Here is a 20,511-nt window from a genome sequence, read left to right as displayed (position 1 = left end):
AATTAGAAGGAGTTAACCATGCTTACCGTCATTGCCGAAATTCGCACGCGTCCGGGCCAACATCACCGTCAGGCCGTCCTCGACCAGTTTGCGAAAATTATTCCAACCGTTCTTAAAGAAGAGGGGTGCCACGGTTACGCGCCGATGGTGGATCATGCCGCGGGCGTGAGTTTTCAGACTCTGGCGCCTGACTCGATCGTGATGATTGAACAGTGGGAAAGCGTTGCGCACCTTGAGGCGCATCTGCAAACCCCGCATATGAAAGCCTACAGCGACGCGGTAAAAGACGATGTGCTGGAAATGAATATTCGTATTCTGGAATCCGGCGTTTAAGTTATTACCCTCGTCTGACGTCGCCCTGATGCGATGCGCAAGTGTCGCCATCAGGCTGCGGCGTCATGTCGGATTCGCTTATCCGGCCTGCGGCATGCAGACCGGATAAAGCGTGCAACAACCGTTACACGTCGAGATCCGCGAGATCGCCTTTTTCCTGTAGCCAGTTGCGTCGATCTTCAGAACGTTTCTTCGCCAGCAGCATATCCATCATCGCGTTAGTACGCTGATCGTCTTCATCGCTAATGGTGAGCTGCACCAGGCGGCGAGTATTTGGATCAAGCGTGGTTTCGCGTAACTGCATCGGGTTCATTTCACCCAGGCCTTTGAAACGCTGTACGTTCGGCTTGCCTTTCTTACGCTTCAGTTGTTCCAGTACGCCCGCCTTCTCTTCTTCCGTCAGCGCGTAATAGACCTCTTTACCCAAATCGATACGGTATAGCGGCGGTAGCGCGACGTAGACATGACCATTCTTCACCAGCGCGCGGAAATGTCTGACAAACAGCGCGCAAAGCAGAGTAGCGATATGCAAACCATCGGAGTCCGCATCCGCCAGGATACAGATCTTGCCGTAGCGCAGCTGACTCAGATCGTCGCTGTCCGGATCGATACCGATCGCCACGGAAATATCATGCACCTCTTGCGAGGCCAGCACTTCATCGGAAGAGACTTCCCAGGTGTTAAGGATCTTACCTTTGAGCGGCATGATCGCCTGATATTCGCGATCGCGCGCCTGCTTGGCGGAACCGCCCGCCGAATCCCCTTCCACAAGGAACAGCTCGGTCCGATTAAGATCCTGCGCGGTACAGTCCGCCAGTTTCCCCGGCAACGCCGGACCGCTGGTGAGCTTTTTGCGTACCACTTTTTTTGCGGCGCGCAGTCGCCGCTGCGCGCTGGCAATCGCCATCTCTGCCAGTTGTTCCGCCGCCTGCACGTTCTGGTTCAGCCACAGGCTGAAGGCATCTTTCACCACGCCGGAAACAAATGCCGCACATTGACGCGACGACAGACGCTCTTTGGTCTGCCCGGCAAATTGCGGGTCCTGCATTTTCACGGAGAGCACATAAGCGCAGCGATCCCAGATATCTTCCGCCGACAGTTTGACGCCGCGCGGCAGAATATTGCGGTATTCGCAAAATTCGCGCATCGCGTCGAGCAGACCCTGGCGCAGACCGTTGACGTGCGTCCCCCCCTGCATGGTCGGGATCAGGTTGACGTAGCTTTCCGTCAGTAATTCGCCGCCTTCCGGCAGCCACAATAGCGCCCAGTCAACCGCTTCCGTTTCACCGTTAAAATTACCGATAAACGGCTTTTCCGGCAGCGTCGGCAGGCCGTTTACCGCTTCGCCCAGATAGTCGTTCAGACCATCCTGGTAGCACCAGCGCTGCTCGCTGTTATTCACTTCATCTTTAAAAGTGATTTCCACGCCGGGACACAGCACCGCTTTTGCTTTCAGAACGTGCATTAAGCGAGAGACAGAAAAACGCGGGCTGTCGAAGAAACTTTCGTCCGGCCAGAAATGGACGCTGGTGCCGGTGTTACGCTTGCCGCACGTTCCCGTCACCTGCAAATCCTGCACTTTTTCGCCGTTTTCAAACGCGATGTTATAGACCTGACCGTCGCGGCGCACGGTCACTTCCACGCGCTTTGACAGGGCATTTACTACCGAAATCCCCACCCCATGCAGACCACCAGAGAACTGATAGTTCTTATTGGAGAATTTACCGCCGGCATGAAGCCGACAGAGGATCAGTTCTACCGCCGGAACCCCCTCTTCCGGATGGATATCCACCGGCATCCCGCGTCCGTCGTCAATCACTTCCAGCGATTGATCGGCATGTAAAATGACATCCACGCGTTTGGCGTGACCTGCCAGTGCTTCATCCACACTATTATCAATTACTTCCTGACCCAAATGGTTGGGGCGGGTCGTATCGGTGTACATCCCCGGGCGGCGGCGTACCGGCTCAAGCCCAGTGAGTACCTCAATGGCATCAGCGTTATAAGTTTGCGTCATGGTTTAATTAGCAATTCGAATTGATTGTCAGCAACTGTGCAGTCCAAGAAAATCGACAATCTGGTTGAAATAATCTTCGAAGCCCGTGAATGCGTGATTACCACCCTCGGTCACTGTCTGACGGCAGGAGGCGTAATATGCCACCGCCTGGCGGTAATCCAGCACTTCATCGCCCGTCTGTTGCAGTAGCCAGATCAGGTCCGGCGCTTCCAGCGGGTCAATCTGCATGACTTTAAGATCATAAATATGGCGAGACTCTAGCACATATTGCTGCCCGGTGTAGGGGTTCTCGTTCTGACCGAGATAGTCGGTCAGTAATTCAAAGGGCCGCACGGCGGGATTCACCACCACAGCCGGCAGCATAAAACATTGCGACAGCCAGGTGGCGTAATAACCACCCAGCGACGATCCTACCAGCCCTAATGGCGCACCGCCATGCTCAAGCACGAGAGATTCCAGCAACTCCGCCGCATCGGCAGGATACGGCGGTAGTTGAGGGACGATCATCTCAACATGCGGATGACGCTCCGCCAGCCAGTTTTTTAGCTGGCACGCTTTTGCCGAGCGAGGGGAACTGTTGAATCCGTGCAAATAGAGAAGCGTAGACATCAGTATCCTTCCGAAGCGGTATCGGGTCGGAACCGGGTATCCTGCAGGCGATGCACTTCCGTCTCCAGGACGCCGTTCGCCCGGAGCTCCAGCGTACGCCAGCCCGGCGCGATAGTATCCAGCGTAAAGTTCGCGCAGTGCGGTTTGAACTGTACGCAGGTTGACGGCGACGCCAGCAGACGCCGTCCGTTCCAGTCGAGATCCAGCTCCTGGTGAATATGTCCGCATAGCAGATACTTTACACGCGGGAAATTCGCCAGCACGCTATCCAGCTCACCAGCATTACGCAAGCTGTGCTGATCCAGCCAACTGCACCCTGCCGGCAACGGATGGTGGTGCAACAGGAGCAATGTCTGTCTCTCTGGCGCATCGGCGAGCTTACGCTCAAGCCATTCCAGTTGGAACTCGCTCAGTTCGCCATGCGGGACGCCAAACACCTGGCTATCCAGCAACAAAATCTGCCATTGTTCACCGATTAACACGCGTTTAGCCGGGGAAATCCCCGCCTCTTGCAGCGCGCTGTACATTGCCGGCTGAAAATCATGATTGCCCGGTAGCCAAACGCAAGGCGCGCGAAAGCTTGCGATACCCTCAGCAAAATGCTGATAAGCCGCAGCGGATTGATCCTGCGCCAGATCGCCGGTCGCCACGATCAGATCATATTCATACTGTTGCGCCCGAATAGCCTCCAGCACGGCCTGGTAACTTTCCCAGGTATTGACGCCTAACAGCGTTTCATGCTTTTCGGCAAACAGGTGAGTATCTGTAATTTGTAAAATCCTGACTCGGGCCTCACCAGCCAGAGGTAGGGTTAACAGGCTTTCCAAATGGTGTCCTTAGGTTTCACGACGCTAATAAACCGGAATCGCCATCGCTCCATGTGCTAAACAGAATCGTAGCCAGTCGGCCAGAAACTGATTAATTTGATGCTTTTCGTCGCGTTGATGCAACTTTTTATTTGGATAATCATACCGCGCTTTGAAGCGAAAGATCTGCTGGCTTGAACACACTTCAGCCACCATCGCATCATGGTAGAGGCGCACCGTCAGCGACGGCAGGCTCCAGTAGGTGATGGCTGGCGCCGTTTGCTCGATCGTTACAAGCGTAGTGTATCGGGTCGATTCCACAATCGTTAACCGATATTGTACGTTGCCCACCTGATAGCTCACCGTTTCACCGGGGGCGTCATTGCGCGGCAGCAGGCGGCGCAATTGCGAAAAATTGGTTTCGCACAAACGCATCATTTCTGGGAAGTCAGGTGTATAACGCTTCATTTTTTCCACTCGTTTTTTAACTCTTGATGATGCAACTGAAGCCATTGCAAAGCGATGACTGCGGCTGCGTTGTCGATTTTCCCCTCTTCTACCCACTGGTATGCCTGTTCCCGGCTTACCACATGAACCCGAATATCTTCGTTTTCATCCGCCAGACCATGAATACCTACCGCGGTCGTGGCGTCCACTTCACCCACCAGAATAGATGAGCGCTCGCTGGTTCCTCCTGGACTCGCCAGGTAACTGATGACCGGTCGGGTGCGGCCCACGGTCAGCCCTGCTTCTTCCATCGCCTCCCGCCGGGCGACCGCCTCAATGGTTTCGCCTTCTTCTATCATGCCGGCGACCATCTCCAGCAGCCACGGCGTAACGCTTGTGTCATACGCGGCAATACGAATCTGTTCGACCAGCACCACCTCGTCACGTTCAGGGTCAAAGGGTAGCAAGACGGCGGCGTGCCCGCGCTCAAAAATTTCGCGCTTTACCTCGCCACTCATTTCTCCGTTGAATAAACGATGGCGGAATCGATACACATCCAATGAAAAAAAACCGCGATAGCGCGTTTCCCGTGCAATAATTTCTACATCGCTTTTGGTGAAAGTAACTGGCAAGTTGTCTGATTTACGCATTGTGCTGCCCTGCTAGCAATAATGATTAAATGATGAATTTCAAGGGTGGTTGACTGCTGTTTTATCACCCTTGTGGTAAATTGGTGCCAATTAAGGCTCGTATGGCACGTAACGCCAACTTTTTGCAGTGGCGGATTCTGCTAGAATCAGCAATTATTTTTACAAATTGATCAGCGCTAAATACTGCTTCACAACAAGGAATGCAAATGAAGAAATTGCTCCCCATCCTTATCGGCCTGAGCCTGTCGGGGTTCAGCACACTAAGCCAGGCAGAGAACCTGATGCAAGTTTATCAGCAAGCACGCCTGAGCAACCCGGAATTGCGTAAATCCGCTGCCGATCGCGATGCTGCATTCGAAAAAATTAACGAAGCGCGTAGTCCTTTACTGCCGCAACTGGGTTTAGGTGCCGACTACACCTACAGCAACGGTTATCGCGATGCGAACGGTATCAACTCCAATGAAACCAGCGCTTCCCTGCAATTAACGCAGACGCTATTTGACATGTCGAAATGGCGTGGGCTCACCCTGCAAGAAAAAGCAGCAGGCATTCAGGATGTCACCTATCAGACCGATCAGCAGACGCTGATCCTCAATACCGCGAACGCGTATTTTAAGGTATTGAACGCTATTGATGTGCTTTCCTATACCCAAGCGCAAAAAGAGGCTATCTACCGTCAGTTAGATCAAACGACGCAACGTTTTAACGTGGGTCTGGTCGCCATTACCGACGTGCAAAACGCCCGTGCGCAATATGATACCGTACTGGCGAATGAAGTGACCGCCCGCAACAACCTGGATAACGCGGTAGAAGAGCTGCGCCAGGTGACCGGCAATTATTACCCGGAGCTGGCGTCGCTTAACGTCGAGCATTTTAAAACCGACAAACCTAAAGCTGTTAATGCGCTGCTGAAGGAAGCGGAAAACCGTAACCTGTCGCTGTTGCAGGCGCGTTTAAGTCAGGATCTGGCGCGCGAGCAAATCCGTCAGGCGCAGGATGGTCATCTGCCGACGCTGAATTTAACGGCCTCAACCGGCATTTCTGATACCTCTTATAGCGGTTCTAAAACCAACTCCACCCAGTACGACGATAGCAACATGGGGCAGAATAAAATCGGCCTGAACTTCTCCCTGCCGCTGTATCAAGGCGGGATGGTTAACTCGCAGGTAAAACAGGCGCAGTATAACTTCGTCGGCGCAAGCGAACAGCTGGAAAGCGCGCACCGTAGCGTGGTGCAGACCGTACGTTCTTCCTTTAACAATATTAACGCCTCCATCAGCAGCATCAACGCGTATAAACAGGCAGTCGTTTCCGCGCAAAGTTCTTTGGATGCAATGGAAGCCGGTTACTCGGTCGGTACACGTACCATTGTTGACGTACTGGATGCCACCACCACTCTGTATGATGCCAAGCAGCAACTGGCCAACGCGCGTTATACCTATTTGATTAATCAGTTAAATATCAAATATGCGCTCGGTACGCTGAACGAGCAGGATCTGCTCGCGCTTAACAGTACGTTGGGTAAACCTATCCCGACGTCGCCGGAAAGCGTAGCGCCGGAAACGCCAGAGCAGGATGCCGCCGCAGACGGTTATAATGCCCATAGCGCCGCGCCGGCAGTACAGCCGACCGCCGCTCGCGCCAACAGCAATAACGGCAATCCATTCCGGCATTGATAAGTTATTCGCTGGCGCTGCGCTTATCAGACCTGTGCCCTTGTAGGTCTGGTAAGCGCGGCGCTACCTGTCATGAAGCCGCGCCTGAACGTAAGGCAACGTAAAGATCCTGCTATTCCGCCGCATTCTCGCCTTTTCTCGCTTCAATTTCGACCAGTCATCCTCTATTCTGAAGGCATGTTGTATTTACCACTGGGTCCTGGAAGACAAATATGAAACGGACAAAATCCATCCATCACGCATCATTTCGCAAAAGCTGGAGCGCGCGGCATTTAACGCCGGTCGCCCTGGCGGTTACGGCTGTTTTTATGCTGGCTGGCTGTGAAAAAAGCGATGAAACCGTATCGCTGTATCAAAACGCTGATGACTGTTCAGCGGCGAATCCGGGCAAAAGCGCGGAGTGTACAACCGCGTATAACAATGCGCTGAAAGAGGCCGAACGTACTGCGCCTAAGTACGCTACACGTGAAGATTGCGTCGCCGAGTTTGGCGAAGGTCAGTGCCAGCAAGCGCCCGCACAGGCTGGCATGGCGCCGGAAAATCAGGCGCAGGCTCAACAATCCAGCGGCAGTTTCTGGATGCCGCTTATGGCAGGTTACATGATGGGGCGCCTGATGGGCGGCGGCGCAGGCTTTGCGCAACAGCCGCTGTTTAGCTCGAAAAACCCGGCCAGCCCTGCATACGGCAAATATACCGATGCGGCAGGTAAAAACTACGGCGCGGCGCAACCGGGCCGGACAATGACCGTACCGAAAACCGCGATGGCGCCGAAACCGGCCACCACAACAACCGTTACCCGCGGCGGTTTTGGCGAATCCGTCGCCAAACAGAGCACCATGCAGCGTAGCGCTGCCGGTACTTCAACACGTTCGATGGGCGGCTGATACGCATGGAAAGAGTCAGTATTACCGAGCGTCCGGACTGGCGCGATAAAGCGACTGAATACGGGTTTAATTTTCACACTATGTATGGTGAACCGTACTGGTGTGAAGACGCTTATTACAAGTTAACGCTCGCCCAGGTGGAAAAACTGGAAGACGTTACCGCCGAGCTGCACCAGATGTGCCTCAAGGTAGTAGAACGCGTCATCGCCAGCGATGAGCTGATGACGAAGTTTCGTATTCCAAAACATACCTGGGGTTTTGTTCGCCAGTCCTGGCAAACGCAACAACCGTCGCTCTATTCCCGCCTCGATCTGGCCTGGGACGGTATCGGCGAGCCTAAGCTGCTCGAAAATAATGCCGACACGCCAACATCGCTGTATGAAGCGGCGTTTTTTCAGTGGATTTGGCTGGAAGATCAGATCAACGCGGGCAATCTGCCGGAAGGCAGCGATCAGTTTAATAGCCTGCAGGAAAAGCTGATTGAACGCTTTGCTGAACTTCGCGAACAGTACGGTTTTCAGTTGCTGCATCTCACCTGCTGTCGCGATACGGTTGAGGATCGCGGCACCATTCAGTATTTACAGGATTGCGCGGCCGAAGCGGAAATCGCCACCGAATTTCTCTATATCGACGATATTGGTCTGGGGGAAAAAGGCCAATTTACGGATCTGCAGGATCAGGTCATTGCGAACCTGTTCAAGCTCTATCCGTGGGAATTTATGCTGCGCGAGATGTTTTCCACCAAGCTGGAAGATGCCGGCGTGCGCTGGCTGGAACCGGCCTGGAAAAGCATTATCTCCAATAAAGCGTTGTTGCCGCTGTTGTGGGAGATGTTCCCGGACCATCCGAATCTGTTGCCTGCGTATTTCGCCGAAGACGAACATCCGCCAATGGATAAATATGTCGTGAAACCGATCTTCTCCCGCGAAGGGGCGAACGTATCGATTATTGAAAACGGTAAAACGATCGAATCCGTGGAAGGCCCGTATGGCGAAGAGGGTATGATCGTGCAACAGTTCTATCCGCTGCCAAAATTCGGCGACAGTTACACCCTGATTGGTAGCTGGCTGATTAACGATCAACCCGCCGGGATTGGTATCCGTGAAGATCGGGCGCTGATCACCCAGGATCTCTCCCGCTTCTATCCGCATATTTTTGTCGAAGGATAGATTTTCCTGTAAGCCCGATGCGCGTAGCGCCATCGGGCAATCATTCAGCGCCTTATCCGGCCTACCCCACCTGCACCGACAACATACTTATACTGCCCATCTCAATACCGTCGACCGGGATGGTGATAGGTTCCTTGCCGTCCCAGGCGCCAAGTACATACAGCAAAGGCAAAAAGTGCTCCGGCGTCGGGTTCGATAAGGCGCCCCCTTCATGTTGCAGATAATTCACCAGCGGGTGCTGTTCTACCGGCCCCTGCCACGTCAGGTTGGCTTTCACAAAGTCATTAAATGACGCCGCCCAGGGATACGGTATATTGTCACCGTGCCAACGCACAGTCCGCAGGTTATGAACCACATTCCCGCTAGCCACCAGCATCACGCCTTCGTCACGCAGCGTCGCCAGTTTACGACCCATCTCAAAATGCCATGCCGCCGGTTTAGTACTATCAACACTAAGCTGCACCATCGGGATATCCGCATTCGGGTACATCTTGATCAATACGCCCCAGGAGCCGTGATCAAATCCCCACGCCTCTTTATCGAGCGCGACGGGAACGGGAGCCAACAGTTCAACCAGACGCTGCGCCAGCGCAGGCGATCCAGGGGCCGGATAATGCATGTCATACAGCGCCTGCGGAAAACCGCCAAAATCGTGGAGAGTTTGCGGCCTTTCCATCGCTGTGACGCCCGTCCCACGGGTATACCAGTGCGCCGACACCACAACTATCGCCTGTGGTCGCGGTAGGGCCTCCCCCAATCGCCGCCAGGCGCGGGTATAATCATTATCGTCCAGCACGTTCATCGGGCTGCCATGCCCCAAAAACAATGCTGGCATACACGTTAAAGACATGATGTTATCCTTACAGGAAAGACATTTTGTTAACATCACCATACGCTTTCTTCACAGAGGAAGAACTCAGATAACCATGATGAAGATCATCAGTTATTTTGAAGGTCAGGTTCGGACGGCAAATTGATAAGGAGTAATGGATGTCAGTACCACTTATTCTGACCTTACTGGCGGGCGCCGCCACCTTTATTGGCGCGTTTCTTGGCGTTCTCGGCCAAAAACCGTCTAACCGCGTGCTGGCTTTTTCGCTGGGCTTCGCCGCAGGGATCATGCTGCTTATCTCGCTGATGGAGATGCTGCCCGCCGCGCTTGATACCGAGGGGATGTCGCCTGTACTGGGCTACGGGATGTTTATTATCGGCCTGTTGGGCTACTTCGGGCTGGATCGCCTGCTTCCTCACGCTCATCCGCAGGATCTGATGCAAAAAAGGCAGCAGCCGCTTCCCGGCTCGATAAAACGCACTGCGATTTTATTGACGCTCGGCATTAGCCTGCACAACTTTCCGGAAGGAATCGCCACCTTTGTCACTGCCAGCAGCAATCTTGAACTGGGTTTCGGCATCGCACTGGCGGTGGCGTTGCACAATATTCCTGAAGGGCTGGCGGTTGCCGGCCCGGTTTATGCCGCGACGGGCTCAAAACGTACCGCGATTTTTTGGGCCGGTATCTCCGGCATGGCGGAAATTCTTGGCGGCGTGCTGGCGTGGCTGATTTTGGGCAGCCTGGTTTCACCGATCGTTATGGCGGCTATCATGGCAGCAGTCGCCGGCATTATGGTGGCGCTCTCCGTCGATGAACTGATGCCGTTGGCAAAAGAGATCGATCCTAACAATAACCCCAGCTATGGTGTGCTTTGCGGTATGTCCATCATGGGGCTCAGTCTCGTCATTTTGCAGACGATAGGTATCGGTTAAGAGCAACGTCGCGCCGGATGCAGGCCTTTAGCCAGGCAACATCCGGCTGCCCGTCAAGGATATGCGCTATTTCTGCTCATTCATCACGCTGTCGCCTTCGCTCGTCTGGCGAAAACGTTTCGTTCGCGCTTCAAGTAATGCATCTCTGTCTTGCCGAAACGCTCTGCAATAACGCTTCATATGGCAAATATACCCTACTACCACCAGAACGATTAATATTATCCAATACCAGGCAATAAACATCCTTTTTACCCTTAAAATTTAACATCACTAAACATTTAACGTTAAAATTTTACATACCCTTATTTTGACGTATTCATATACTGGCATATTTGTGGAACAAATAAATGATTTTGATCATATAAATCAGTGGTGAAACACAATAATGAAAGAGGTATTAAGCAGAAAACAATGTCGATAAGATCACACTTCGTACTAATTTATATTGTTCTTAAAATATCACACTCCTACTATCGACTCACTCAGGCAATTAAAAAATATTGATACATAATATACTTTAAAATAAATAATAGCATCATGACTTATATTTAAAGACCAATCATTTACCTCATTTATTATTCATAAAAACATAGTATATTCAGAAGTATTATATTTAGAAGTTGTATATAAGGAGATATATCCATGTTTGACCAATACCGGAAAACAATACTTGCCGGTGCCGTCGCACTGACATGCGGACTCACCGCAGCCAGTACGTTTGCCGCAGGTTTTCAACCGGCGCAGCCCGCAGGGAAATTAGGCGCAGTCGTTGTCGATCCTTACGGAAATGCCCCTCTCACCGCGCTGGTGGAATTAGATAGCCATATTATTTCAGACGTTAAAGTTACTGTACATGGCAAAGGGGAAAAAGGCGTTCCTGTTACTTATACTGTTGGGAAAGAGTCTTTAGAAACCTATGACGGTATTCCTATTTTTGGCCTTTATCAGAAATTTGCCAACAACGTCACGGTAGAATATAAAGAAAACGGCAAAGCCATGAAGGATGACTATGTGGTGCAGACGTCCGCCATCGTCAACCATTATATGGATAACCGTTCTATTTCAGATCTCCAGCAAACGAAAGTTATTAAAGTTGCGCCAGGATTTGAAGATCGCCTTTATCTGGTAAATACCCATACCTTTACGCCGCAGGGCGCTGAATTTCACTGGCACGGCGAAAAAGATAAAAATGCGGGCATTCTTGATGCCGGCCCGGCGGGCGGGGCTTTGCCTTTCGATATCGCCCCTTATACGTTTGTGGTCGACACCCAGGGTGAATACCGCTGGTGGCTGGATCAAGATACCTTCTACGACGGCCACGATATGAATATCAACAAACGCGGCTACCTGATGGGTATTCGTGAAACGCCTCGCGGCACCTTTACCGCGGTGCAGGGCCAACACTGGTACGAGTTTGACATGATGGGGCAAATTCTTGCCGATCATAAACTGCCGCGCGGGTTCCTGGATGCGTCTCATGAATCCATCGAAACCGTGAACGGCACCGTACTGCTGCGTGTCGGCAAACGCGATTACCGCAAAGAAGACGGCATACATGTTCATACTATTCGTGACCAAATCATTGAGGTCGATAAGTCTGGCCGCGTAGTAGACGTTTGGGATTTAACCAAAATCCTCGACCCTATGCGTGATGCGCTGCTCGGCGCGCTGGATGCGGGCGCAGTATGCGTGAACGTCGATCTGGCCCATGCCGGACAGCAGGCGAAACTCGAACCGGATACGCCGTATGGCGATGCGCTTGGCGTTGGTGCCGGTCGTAACTGGGCGCACGTCAACTCTATCGCTTATGACGCGAAAGACGACTCCATCATCCTTTCTTCCCGCCATCAGGGTATTGTAAAAATTGGTCGCGATAAGCAGGTGAAATGGATACTGGCGCCGTCTAAAGGCTGGAATAAGCAGCTAGCCAGTAAATTGCTGAAACCGGTAGACGATCATGGTAAGCCGTTGACCTGTGACGAAAACGGCAAGTGTAAGGACACCGATTTCGATTTCACCTATACCCAACATACGGCATGGCTTTCCAGCAAAGGCACGTTAACGGTCTTTGATAACGGCGATGGTCGCGGCCTGGAGCAACCGGCTCTACCGACCATGAAATATTCCCGTTTTGTCGAATATAAGATTGATGAGAAGAAAGGCACCGTACAACAAGTTTGGGAATACGGTAAAGAACGTGGATATGATTTCTATAGCCCTATTACCTCGGTTGTTGAATATCAAAAAGACCGCGACACCATGTTCGGCTTTGGTGGTTCTATTAACCTGTTCGACGTTGGTAAACCAACAGTCGGCAAACTGAATGAGATTGACTATAAAACGAAAGAAGTGAAAGTTGAAATTGATGTGCTGTCGGATAAACCCAACCAGACTCACTATCGTGCGTTACTGGTTCATCCAACACAAATGTTTAAATAAATTACGGGAAGGAATTAATATGTCATCTAAATGGATTACCTCTTTATTTAAAAGCGTAGTATTAACCGCGGCATTGGTCACTCCTTTTGCGGCATCGGCTTTTACCGAGGGCACAGATTATATGGTTCTGGAGAAACCAATTCCTAATGCGGATAAAACGCTGATTAAGGTATTTAGCTACGCCTGCCCTTTCTGCTACAAATATGACAAAGCCGTAACAGGTCCGGTTTCTGATAAAGTCGCCGATCTCGTTACGTTCACCCCGTTCCACCTGGAAACAAAAGGCGAATATGGCAAACAGGCCAGCGAAGTATTTGCAGTCCTGATCGCCAAAGATAAAGCTGCCGGGATTTCGTTATTTGATGCTAAATCACAATTCAAAAAAGCGAAGTTCGCCTGGTATACGGCTTACCATGATAAGAAAGAGCGCTGGTCAGATGGGAAAGATCCGGCGGCATTTATTAAAACCGGGCTGGACGCCGCAGGCATGAGCCAGGCTGATTTTGAAGCGGCGCTGAAAGATCCTGCCGTTCAGGAGACTCTGGAAAAATGGAAAGCAGCCTATGACGTTGCCAAAATTCAGGGTGTTCCGGCTTACGTCGTCAACGGCAAGTACCTTATCTACACCAAAAACATCAAATCCATCGATTCTATGGCTGAACTCGTTCGGGAACTGGCCACTAAAAAATAAGCAGGGAAACGATTATGGATTTTATTAAGGGATTATGGCGAGACCTACGCGCAAGACCAGTGGATACGCTGGTGAGATGGCAGGAACAGCGCTTTCTGTGGCTGTTAATGGCCATCGCGATGGGAGGATTAATTATCCTGGCGCACTCGTTCTTCCAAATCTACCTCTACATGGCACCGTGCGAGCAGTGTGTTTACATCCGTTACGCGATGTTTGTGATGGTAATTGGCGGGGTGATTGCGGCAATAAATCCCAAAAATATTGTGCTGAAGCTGATTGGCTGCATCGCGGCGTTTTATGGCAGCATTATGGGCATTAAGTTTTCTATTAAGCTTAATGGTATCCATCATGCGGTACATAATGCGGACCCCGATTCACTTTTTGGCGTGCAAGGATGTTCGACTGACCCGACCTTTCCTTTCAACTTACCGTTGGCGGAATGGGCACCGGAGTGGTTTAAACCTACCGGAGACTGCGGTTATGACGCGCCTATCGTCCCTGATGGCGTGACGCTCAGTAGCGTACAGCAGTGGTTTGTCGATCTCTACCAGCAGTCCGAAGGCTGGTATCTGCTTCCGCCCTGGCACTTTATGAACATGGCGCAGGCATGTATGTTGGCCTTTGGGTTGTGCCTGATTCTGCTGCTGGTGATGAGCGGCGCCTGGGCATTGAAACTGGCCAGAGGCAAATAACCTGAATAGATAAACCAAAGCAGAGGTCTGCATTCAGGCCTCTGCTTTTCTCACAATAATTTTACCATTCAGCTTATTCGTCGTTCTTTGAAACTGAACAATATGGCACCGAAGGAATACAAAAAAGCCGATGACATCTCATCGGCTTTTTTCAACCATGATCCGTTCGATCAGCTGGCTTTGCGCTCATGCGCCTGGCGGTAAGCCACCAGATCTTCAATCGTGACTACCGCCATATTATGCTGGCCTGCAAACGCGATACACTCCGGCGCGCGCGCCATCGTCCCATCGTCGTTAGTCAACTCGCACAGTACACCTGCAGGTTTAAAACCGGCCAGCGTCATCAGATCGATGGTCGCCTCCGTATGACCGCCGCGCGTCAGCACGCCGCCCGCCTGAGCGCGCAGTGGGAAAACGTGCCCCGGACGGTTAAGATCGGACGGTTTTGCGCCATCCTTAATTGCCGCACGCACCGTAGTGACACGGTCAGCGGCGGAAACGCCGGTGGTCACGCCTTCTGCGGCTTCAATGGTCACGGTAAAACCGGTGCCGTAGGCGCTGGTGTTGTTTTCCACCATCATTGGTAAGTCGAGCTGCTTACGACGATCTTCAGTAATACACAGGCAAACAATACCGCTACCGTGACGAATGGTTAACGCCATCTGTTCTACGGTCATCGTCTCTGCGGGGAAAATCATATCGCCTTCGTTTTCACGATCTTCATCATCAAGCACCATCACACCGCGTCCTTCACGCAGCGCATCCAGTGCAAGTTCAACACGTTCAAAAGGCGTACCAAAAGAGGAAAGTAGCGTCTGATTCATGGTAAAAAAACCTCATTAACATTATGGTTACCAGAATCAGGGCAGTCTTAGGAGTGCCGACAAGCGGCAAAAAAATAACGTGAGCGGGTCCATGCCCGACTGGATCGTTACCCTCTCCCATCCGGACTTTAACCGTCGGCCCCGGAATTACACCGGATCTGCTGACCTTTTCGCTATGGCAAAAAGCGCTCGCGGGCTTTCAACCTGCTCTCCGCGTTCCGTCACGGCGCGCCGTGATGAGAAATGCGTTAAACATCGCTGATTTACCGCCGGTGGGGAATTTCGCCCCGCCCTGAGAATAAGCGGGTTAACTATAACGCTATTGATTACCTTCATCAACGCCTTTACTCCGTATGACGTCACACAATTCTGGTTTATGGCGTCCACATATCGCACTACAATAAGAGCTAACACTTACCAGTTCAGGGAAACCACAATGATTGACCCGAAAAAAATTGAGCAAATCGCACGCCAGGTTCATGAGTCAATGCCGAAAGGTATTCGCGAGTTCGGGGAAGATATCGAGAAAAAAATCCGTCAAACGCTGCAATCTCAGCTGACGCGTCTCGATCTGGTGAGCCGCGAAGAGTTTGATGTCCAGACTCAGGTCTTGCTGCGCACCCGGGAAAAACTGGCGCTGCTGGAGCAACGCCTCAGCGAACTGGAAGCTCGCGACAAGCCTGAAGAAGTAAAACCTGCGCCCGCCATCCCGCCAGTCGATCCACAAGAGTAAAAACGTGAACGGGCCTGACGGCCCGCTCATATAAGATCTGAATAATGCCCTGCGCCTGTAAAGGAAGCCTGCATTAGTGTTCTAATTCTAACCTTTTCGCCTGAGTCGCCTGCTGGCAGTAAAGCGCGTAACGCTTGCAAAACCAGTCGCGGTGCTCCTCGTCCATATTGCCGGTTACCGCCTGGATATCAACAGGACGCCCCTCCGCCTGCATTCTGGCAAAACTGCGCGCCAGAAAATCGAAATTATTTAATGAATAGACGTTATTGTTGTTCATCAGCATACCCTCCAGTTATTGAATTCTGTTAAGGCTATATGCTTTTTCTAATTTCAGTATTTCCCTATATGTACGGCGGTTTTATACATAACGTGCGCAAATTTAATGCGCAAAATCACAATATTCACCAAAGATAACGACGGATAAATCGCTTTTCGGACTTAAGGAGATATGGGTCACATGATATTGTAACGCAGTGAAATAACAAGCATGAAAATTATCACGCAAACACCCTTCTGAAGGCGGCGACAAGGATAGAAAATATGACCTTATTTGCGGAGTATAACAGCCCCTATCTGTTTGCCATCGCGTTCGTTTTCTTTATCGGCGTGCTGGAGATGATTTCTCTGATTTTTGGCCACTTTCTTTCAGGCGCGCTCGACGCCCATCTCGATCATTATGACGCCCTGTCATCCGGCCCTGTGGGCCAGGCGCTTCATTATCTGAATATTGGACGCGTTCCCGCCCTGGTCGTCCTCTGTCTATTGGCCGGTTATTTCGGCCTCTTCGGTATCCTCATCCAGCATGGCGGGATCATGCTCTGGCAAGCGCCGCTCAGCAATCTGCTGCTGGTCCCGTTGAGCATTGTCCTGTCGGTCTTTGCCGTGCATTACAGCGGAAAAATCCTCGCGCCCTGGCTACCCAGAGATGAAAGCTCCGCCCTCCGGGAAGAGGAATTTATCGGCGGCATGGCGATTATTACCGGCCACGCCGCCGTCGCCGGTACACCTTGCGAAGGAAAATTTACCGATAAGTTCGGCCAGATTCACTATTTACTGCTGGAACCCGAAAAGGGAAAAGAATTTAAAAAAGGAGACAAGGTGCTGATTGTCTGCCGACTTTCCGCAACGCGTTATTTGGCTGAGCGTACCTTCTATGTTTAATTGAGAGGAACTTACATAATGGATGATGTTTTTGGCATATTGCCATCATGGATGTTTACCGCCATCGTGGCGGTTATCGTCTTACTAATTATCGGGATCATTTTTGCTCGCCTTTATCGCCGCGCATCTGCGGAACAGGCGTTTGTCCGTACCGGGCTTGGCGGGCAAAAAGTGGTGATGAGCGGCGGCGCTATTGTGATGCCAATCTTTCACGAAATTATTCCGATCAATATGAATACCCTAAAACTTGAAGTCAGCCGTGCTACCGTCGACAGCCTGATCACCAAAGATCGTATGCGCGTTGACGTGGTCGTCGCTTTCTTCGTGCGTGTAAAGCCCTCTGTTGAAGGTATTGCCACCGCCGCACAAACCCTTGGCCAGCGAACGCTGTCGCCGGAAGATCTTCGTATGCTGGTTGAGGATAAATTCGTTGACGCCTTACGCGCTACCGCAGCCCAGATGACGATGCATGAGCTACAGGATACGCGTGAAAACTTCGTTCAGGGCGTACAAAACACCGTTGCGGAAGATTTGTCGAAAAACGGCCTGGAGCTGGAAAGCGTCTCATTAACCAACTTTAACCAAACGTCCAAAGAGCATTTCAATCCAAACAACGCCTTTGATGCCGAAGGTCTGACGAAACTGACGCAGGAAACCGAACGCCGCCGTCGTGAACGTAATGAAGTGGAACAGGATGTGGAAGTGGCGGTGCGCGAAAAGAACCGCGACGCGCTTGAACGCAAGCTGGAAATCGAGCAGCAAGAAGCCTTTATGACTCTGGAGCAGGAGCAACAGGTTAAAACCCGCACCGCCGAACAAAACGCCAAAATTGCCGCTTTTGAGGCCGAGCGCCATCGTGAAGCAGAACAGACGCGCATTCTTGCTGAGCGGCAGATCCAGGAGACGGAGATCGAACGTGAGCAAGCAGTACGGTCCAGGAAAGTTGAGGCCGAGCGTGAAGTACGTATTAAAGAGATCGAACAGCAACAGGTGACAGAAATCGCCAACCAGACGAAATCTATCGCCATTGCCGCCAAATCCGAGCAGCAATCGCAAGCGGAAGCGCGCGCCAACGACGCGCTGGCCGATGCGGTTCGCGCCCAGCAAAACGTAGAAACCACCCGCCAGACCGCCGAAGCGGATCGCGCCAAGCAGGTCGCTCTGATCGCCGCGGCGCAGGATGCGGAAACCAAAGCGGTCGAACTGACCGTTCGGGCAAAAGCAGAGAAAGAAGCGGCAGAATTGCAAGCCGCCGCCATCATCGAACTGGCGGAAGCAGCGCGTAAAAAAGGTCTGGCGGAAGCCGAAGCGCAACGGGCGCTGAATGACGCTATCAACGTACTATCTGACGAACAAACCAGCCTCAAATTTAAACTAGCGCTCTTACAATCGTTGCCTGCTGTTATTGAGAAGTCTGTTGAACCGATGAAATCCATCGACGGCATTAAGATTATTCAGGTCGATGGCCTCAATCGCGGCGCGACGGCGGGCGACGTCGCCGCTGGCGGCGCTAACGGGGGAAACCTGGCGGAACAAGCGTTATCTGCCGCGCTCACCTATCGTACCCAGGCGCCGCTGATCGATTCGCTGTTAAACGAGATTGGCATCGCCGGCGGCTCGCTAAAGGCGCTGACCACGCCGTTGGTTTCATCGGCAACGGATGAGATTAATCGCGAAGCAACGATAAAAGAGCAATAACCTCCCCGCCATATCTCCTGTCCCTGGCCATAAGGCCGGGGATTTTTTTATCTTTTTTCCACCTTGTCTGTACAAAGCGTTATGACCAGCAGGCCATTTTGCGTGGGCGATCCAGTAACGCAAAATCGGCGGGAGAAAGCCCTTGCGCCAGACAGGCCACTCACCAACAATCGCGATGTCAGCAAGGGGCTGAAACGGGAAAGCCCCTCCCGAGGAAGGGGCTTTAATAAGGAAAGGGTTATGATGCACCAGGTCATCATACTGATTGTTCTGTTACTGATAAGTTTCCCAGCTTACTAACAGCCAATCAGAGGGGGGAGAGATCCCCTCTCACCCTTATTCCTTTACTTTAGGTCGAAAAAAAAGCAGCGTCAACCGCGAGATACGCGTCGAAACAAAATGTCCGACGCACCTTCAAAATCAGCGCCCGCAGCGTCTGTAACGCCTGATGACGCGGTTTTACTTCTCGCTCTCGGTCTGGATCTTTTTGATGATATTGGTCGTGGAACAACCATCTTCGAAGTTCAGCACCATGACTTCGCCGCCGTTGGCCCAGACCTCTTCGCTGCCCGCGATCTCTTCCGGCTTATAGTCGCCGCCTTTTACCAGCAGATCCGGCAGAATACCGGCAATCAGTCGTTGCGGCGTATCCTCTTCAAAAGAGACAACCCAGTCGACCGACTCCAGCGCGCCCAGCACGATCATACGCTGTTCGAGCGGATTAACCGGACGGCTTTCGCCTTTCAGACGTTTAGTCGAGGCGTCACTATTGACCGCAACAATCAGGCGGTCGCCCAGTTTGCGCGCGTTCGCCAGATAAGAGACGTGGCCCGCGTGCAGAATATCGAAAACGCCGTTGGTCATGACCACTTTCTCGCCACGCTTACGCGCGCTGGCGACGGCCTGTCTCAACTCCTCTTCGGTCATGACGCCGAAGCCGGTATCCGCGCGTCCGCGCACTGCGTTTTCCAGCTCAATAGGGGAAACCGTTGACGTCCCGAGTTTACCTACCACTACGCCCGCCGCCGCATTGGCGAAATAACACGCCTCCTCCAGGGTATTTCCCGCCGCCAGCGTCGCCGCCAGCACGCCGATCACCGTATCGCCCGCACCGGTAACATCATAAACTTCCTGCGCCTGCGTCGGCATATGTAGCGGCGCTTTATTCGGTTGCAGCAGCGTCATTCCCTGTTCGGAACGCGTGACCAACAGCGCGGAAAGGTCGTACTCGGCAATGAGCTTCATGCCGCGTTCAACCAGTTCGTCTTCGCTTTTACATTTCCCCGCGACCGCCTCGAATTCAGAAAGGTTTGGCGTCAGCAGCGTGGCGCCGCGGTAACGTTCAAAATCCGTTCCTTTCGGATCGATGAGCACCGGCACGCCCGCCTGGCGCGCCAGGGAAATCATAGTCTGCACGCTGGTCAGAGCGCCTTTGGCATAATCGGACAACACCAGCGCGCCGATCGATCCCAGCGCCTGGTTGATACGCTCATGCAACGGCTGCGGGTCCACCCCCTCAAAGCCTTCTTCAAAATCAAGACGAATGAGCTGCTGATTACGTGATAGCACGCGCAGTTTAGTAATTGTCGGATGCGTCGGCACAGAAACGAAGTCGCACTTCACATTGACCTCCGCCAACGTTTTGCTCAGCGCGCGCGCGGCGTCATCAATACCCGTCAGGCCGACCAGACGGGCGTTCGCTCCCAGAGACGCAATGTTCATCGCCACGTTCGCCGCGCCGCCCGGACGTTCCTCAACGGTATTTACCTTAACCACGGGCACCGGCGCTTCCGGTGAAATACGGCAAGTGGGGCCATACCAATAGCGATCCAGCATTACATCACCCACAACCATGACGCCTGCACGTTCAAACGCTGGCAGATTTACTTTCATTCCTGTCTCCTGAGAGATTCAAAAT

Annotated in this window: 22 protein-coding genes and 1 riboswitch; of the genes, 12 read left to right on the top strand and 10 right to left on the bottom strand. The window is 52.3% G+C overall.

Going from position 1 to position 20,511, the window contains the following annotated elements:
- The first annotated feature begins 18 nt into the window (after positions 1–18).
- Positions 19–333, top strand: a complete 315-nt coding sequence (locus NA197_RS05490) for a putative quinol monooxygenase (RefSeq protein ID WP_000958587.1) — start codon at positions 19–21, stop codon at positions 331–333.
- A 124-nt stretch (positions 334–457) separates the two neighbouring features.
- Here the strand turns inward: NA197_RS05490 and parE are convergent, their stop codons facing one another.
- From parE to nudF, 5 genes are read right to left on the bottom strand one after another with little or no spacing between them, the layout of a single operon-like run.
- Positions 458–2,350, bottom strand: a complete 1,893-nt coding sequence (parE, locus tag NA197_RS05485) for a DNA topoisomerase IV subunit B (protein ID WP_000195312.1) — start codon at positions 2,348–2,350, stop codon at positions 458–460.
- Positions 2,351–2,377: 27 nt separating this feature from the next.
- Positions 2,378–2,959, bottom strand: coding sequence for an esterase YqiA (gene yqiA, locus NA197_RS05480; protein ID WP_000105725.1), 582 nt, complete (start codon positions 2,957–2,959; stop codon positions 2,378–2,380).
- A complete protein-coding gene (cpdA, locus tag NA197_RS05475) occupies positions 2,959–3,786 on the bottom strand; it encodes a 3',5'-cyclic-AMP phosphodiesterase (RefSeq protein WP_000444735.1) in 828 nt (275 codons plus the stop codon). The genes yqiA and cpdA overlap by 1 nt, the downstream gene beginning before the upstream one ends.
- 24 nt (positions 3,787–3,810) lie before the next feature.
- Complete coding sequence (locus tag NA197_RS05470; protein ID WP_000833404.1) at positions 3,811–4,233, bottom strand: DUF1249 family protein; 423 nt, start codon at positions 4,231–4,233, stop codon at positions 3,811–3,813.
- Positions 4,230–4,862: an ADP-ribose diphosphatase gene (gene nudF / locus NA197_RS05465; RefSeq protein WP_001231952.1), complete on the bottom strand. Its 633-nt coding sequence runs from the start codon at positions 4,860–4,862 to the stop codon at positions 4,230–4,232. The genes NA197_RS05470 and nudF overlap by 4 nt, the downstream gene beginning before the upstream one ends.
- Before the next feature lie 200 nt (positions 4,863–5,062).
- Between nudF and tolC the strand changes: the two genes are divergently transcribed.
- The 3 genes from tolC (at position 5,063) to NA197_RS05450 (ending at position 8,591) form a co-directional block, all read left to right on the top strand.
- Positions 5,063–6,538, top strand: coding sequence for an outer membrane channel protein TolC (gene tolC, locus NA197_RS05460; protein ID WP_072100461.1), 1,476 nt, complete (start codon positions 5,063–5,065; stop codon positions 6,536–6,538).
- A gap of 212 nt (positions 6,539–6,750) precedes the next feature.
- Positions 6,751–7,422 carry a DUF1190 family protein gene (locus NA197_RS05455; protein ID WP_000831528.1) on the top strand — a complete coding sequence of 224 codons (672 nt, stop codon included), beginning with the start codon at positions 6,751–6,753 and terminating at the stop codon, positions 7,420–7,422.
- A 5-nt stretch (positions 7,423–7,427) separates the two neighbouring features.
- Positions 7,428–8,591, top strand: a complete 1,164-nt coding sequence (locus NA197_RS05450) for a glutathionylspermidine synthase family protein (protein ID WP_000442833.1) — start codon at positions 7,428–7,430, stop codon at positions 8,589–8,591.
- 61 nt (positions 8,592–8,652) lie between these two features.
- Here the strand turns inward: NA197_RS05450 and ygiD are convergent, their stop codons facing one another.
- Entirely contained in the window at positions 8,653–9,441 is a 789-nt protein-coding gene (ygiD, locus tag NA197_RS05445) for a 4,5-DOPA dioxygenase extradiol (RefSeq protein ID WP_000059619.1), read from the bottom strand.
- A gap of 140 nt (positions 9,442–9,581) precedes the next feature.
- Here ygiD and zupT point away from each other — a divergent pair, with 140 nt between their 5' ends.
- Positions 9,582–10,355 carry a zinc transporter ZupT gene (zupT, locus tag NA197_RS05440; protein WP_000115871.1) on the top strand — a complete coding sequence of 258 codons (774 nt, stop codon included), beginning with the start codon at positions 9,582–9,584 and terminating at the stop codon, positions 10,353–10,355.
- Positions 10,356–10,421: 66 nt separating this feature from the next.
- Here the strand turns inward: zupT and NA197_RS05435 are convergent, their stop codons facing one another.
- Positions 10,422–10,598 (bottom strand): hypothetical protein, encoded by a 177-nt coding sequence (locus tag NA197_RS05435; RefSeq protein ID WP_000469259.1) that lies wholly within the window; start codon positions 10,596–10,598, stop codon positions 10,422–10,424.
- A gap of 399 nt (positions 10,599–10,997) precedes the next feature.
- Here NA197_RS05435 and NA197_RS05430 point away from each other — a divergent pair, with 399 nt between their 5' ends.
- From NA197_RS05430 to dsbI, 3 genes are read left to right on the top strand one after another with little or no spacing between them, the layout of a single operon-like run.
- Positions 10,998–12,794, top strand: coding sequence for an aryl-sulfate sulfotransferase (locus NA197_RS05430; RefSeq protein ID WP_000460259.1), 1,797 nt, complete (start codon positions 10,998–11,000; stop codon positions 12,792–12,794).
- A 19-nt stretch (positions 12,795–12,813) separates the two neighbouring features.
- Entirely contained in the window at positions 12,814–13,485 is a 672-nt protein-coding gene (locus NA197_RS05425; RefSeq protein ID WP_000096232.1) for a thiol:disulfide interchange protein DsbA/DsbL, read from the top strand.
- Positions 13,486–13,499: 14 nt separating this feature from the next.
- The gene (dsbI, locus tag NA197_RS05420) at positions 13,500–14,177 is read left to right on the top strand and encodes a protein-disulfide oxidoreductase DsbI (protein ID WP_000345576.1); all 678 of its coding nucleotides are present in this window, start codon (positions 13,500–13,502) and stop codon (positions 14,175–14,177) included.
- 170 nt (positions 14,178–14,347) lie between these two features.
- Here the strand turns inward: dsbI and ribB are convergent, their stop codons facing one another.
- Entirely contained in the window at positions 14,348–15,001 is a 654-nt protein-coding gene (ribB, locus tag NA197_RS05415; protein WP_001076978.1) for a 3,4-dihydroxy-2-butanone-4-phosphate synthase, read from the bottom strand.
- Between the two features lie 105 nt (positions 15,002–15,106).
- Positions 15,107–15,305: riboswitch (FMN riboswitch) on the bottom strand.
- Positions 15,306–15,437: 132 nt separating this feature from the next.
- Here ribB and ubiK point away from each other — a divergent pair.
- Positions 15,438–15,734: a ubiquinone biosynthesis accessory factor UbiK gene (gene ubiK, locus NA197_RS05410; protein WP_000566824.1), complete on the top strand. Its 297-nt coding sequence runs from the start codon at positions 15,438–15,440 to the stop codon at positions 15,732–15,734.
- A 73-nt stretch (positions 15,735–15,807) separates the two neighbouring features.
- Here the strand turns inward: ubiK and glgS are convergent, their stop codons facing one another.
- On the bottom strand, positions 15,808–16,017 hold the full coding sequence (glgS, locus tag NA197_RS05405) for a cell surface composition regulator GlgS (RefSeq protein WP_000928927.1): 210 nt from the start codon (positions 16,015–16,017) through the stop codon (positions 15,808–15,810).
- A 257-nt stretch (positions 16,018–16,274) separates the two neighbouring features.
- On the opposite strand from glgS, the gene NA197_RS05400 reads away from it, so the two are divergent.
- The 3 genes from NA197_RS05400 (at position 16,275) to NA197_RS05390 (ending at position 18,893) form a co-directional block, all read left to right on the top strand.
- Complete coding sequence (locus NA197_RS05400) at positions 16,275–16,895, top strand: OB-fold-containig protein (protein WP_064042841.1); 621 nt, start codon at positions 16,275–16,277, stop codon at positions 16,893–16,895.
- An 18-nt stretch (positions 16,896–16,913) separates the two neighbouring features.
- Positions 16,914–18,593, top strand: a complete 1,680-nt coding sequence (locus NA197_RS05395) for a flotillin family protein (RefSeq protein WP_000342875.1) — start codon at positions 16,914–16,916, stop codon at positions 18,591–18,593.
- Positions 18,594–18,833: 240 nt separating this feature from the next.
- A complete protein-coding gene (locus NA197_RS05390; protein ID WP_192936148.1) occupies positions 18,834–18,893 on the top strand; it encodes a type I toxin-antitoxin system Ibs family toxin in 60 nt (19 codons plus the stop codon).
- A gap of 159 nt (positions 18,894–19,052) precedes the next feature.
- On the opposite strand, the gene hldE is transcribed toward NA197_RS05390, so the two are convergent.
- On the bottom strand, positions 19,053–20,486 hold the full coding sequence (gene hldE / locus NA197_RS05385; protein WP_048590864.1) for a bifunctional D-glycero-beta-D-manno-heptose-7-phosphate kinase/D-glycero-beta-D-manno-heptose 1-phosphate adenylyltransferase HldE: 1,434 nt from the start codon (positions 20,484–20,486) through the stop codon (positions 19,053–19,055).
- Positions 20,487–20,511: the final 25 nt, after the last annotated feature.

The sequence above is a fragment of the Salmonella sp. NW884 genome (assembly GCF_051700745.1).
GTDB classification, from domain to species: Bacteria; Pseudomonadota; Gammaproteobacteria; order Enterobacterales; family Enterobacteriaceae; genus Salmonella; species Salmonella enterica.
Note: the sequence above shows the minus strand (reverse complement) of the source record. Positions and strands in the feature narration are given on the sequence as shown.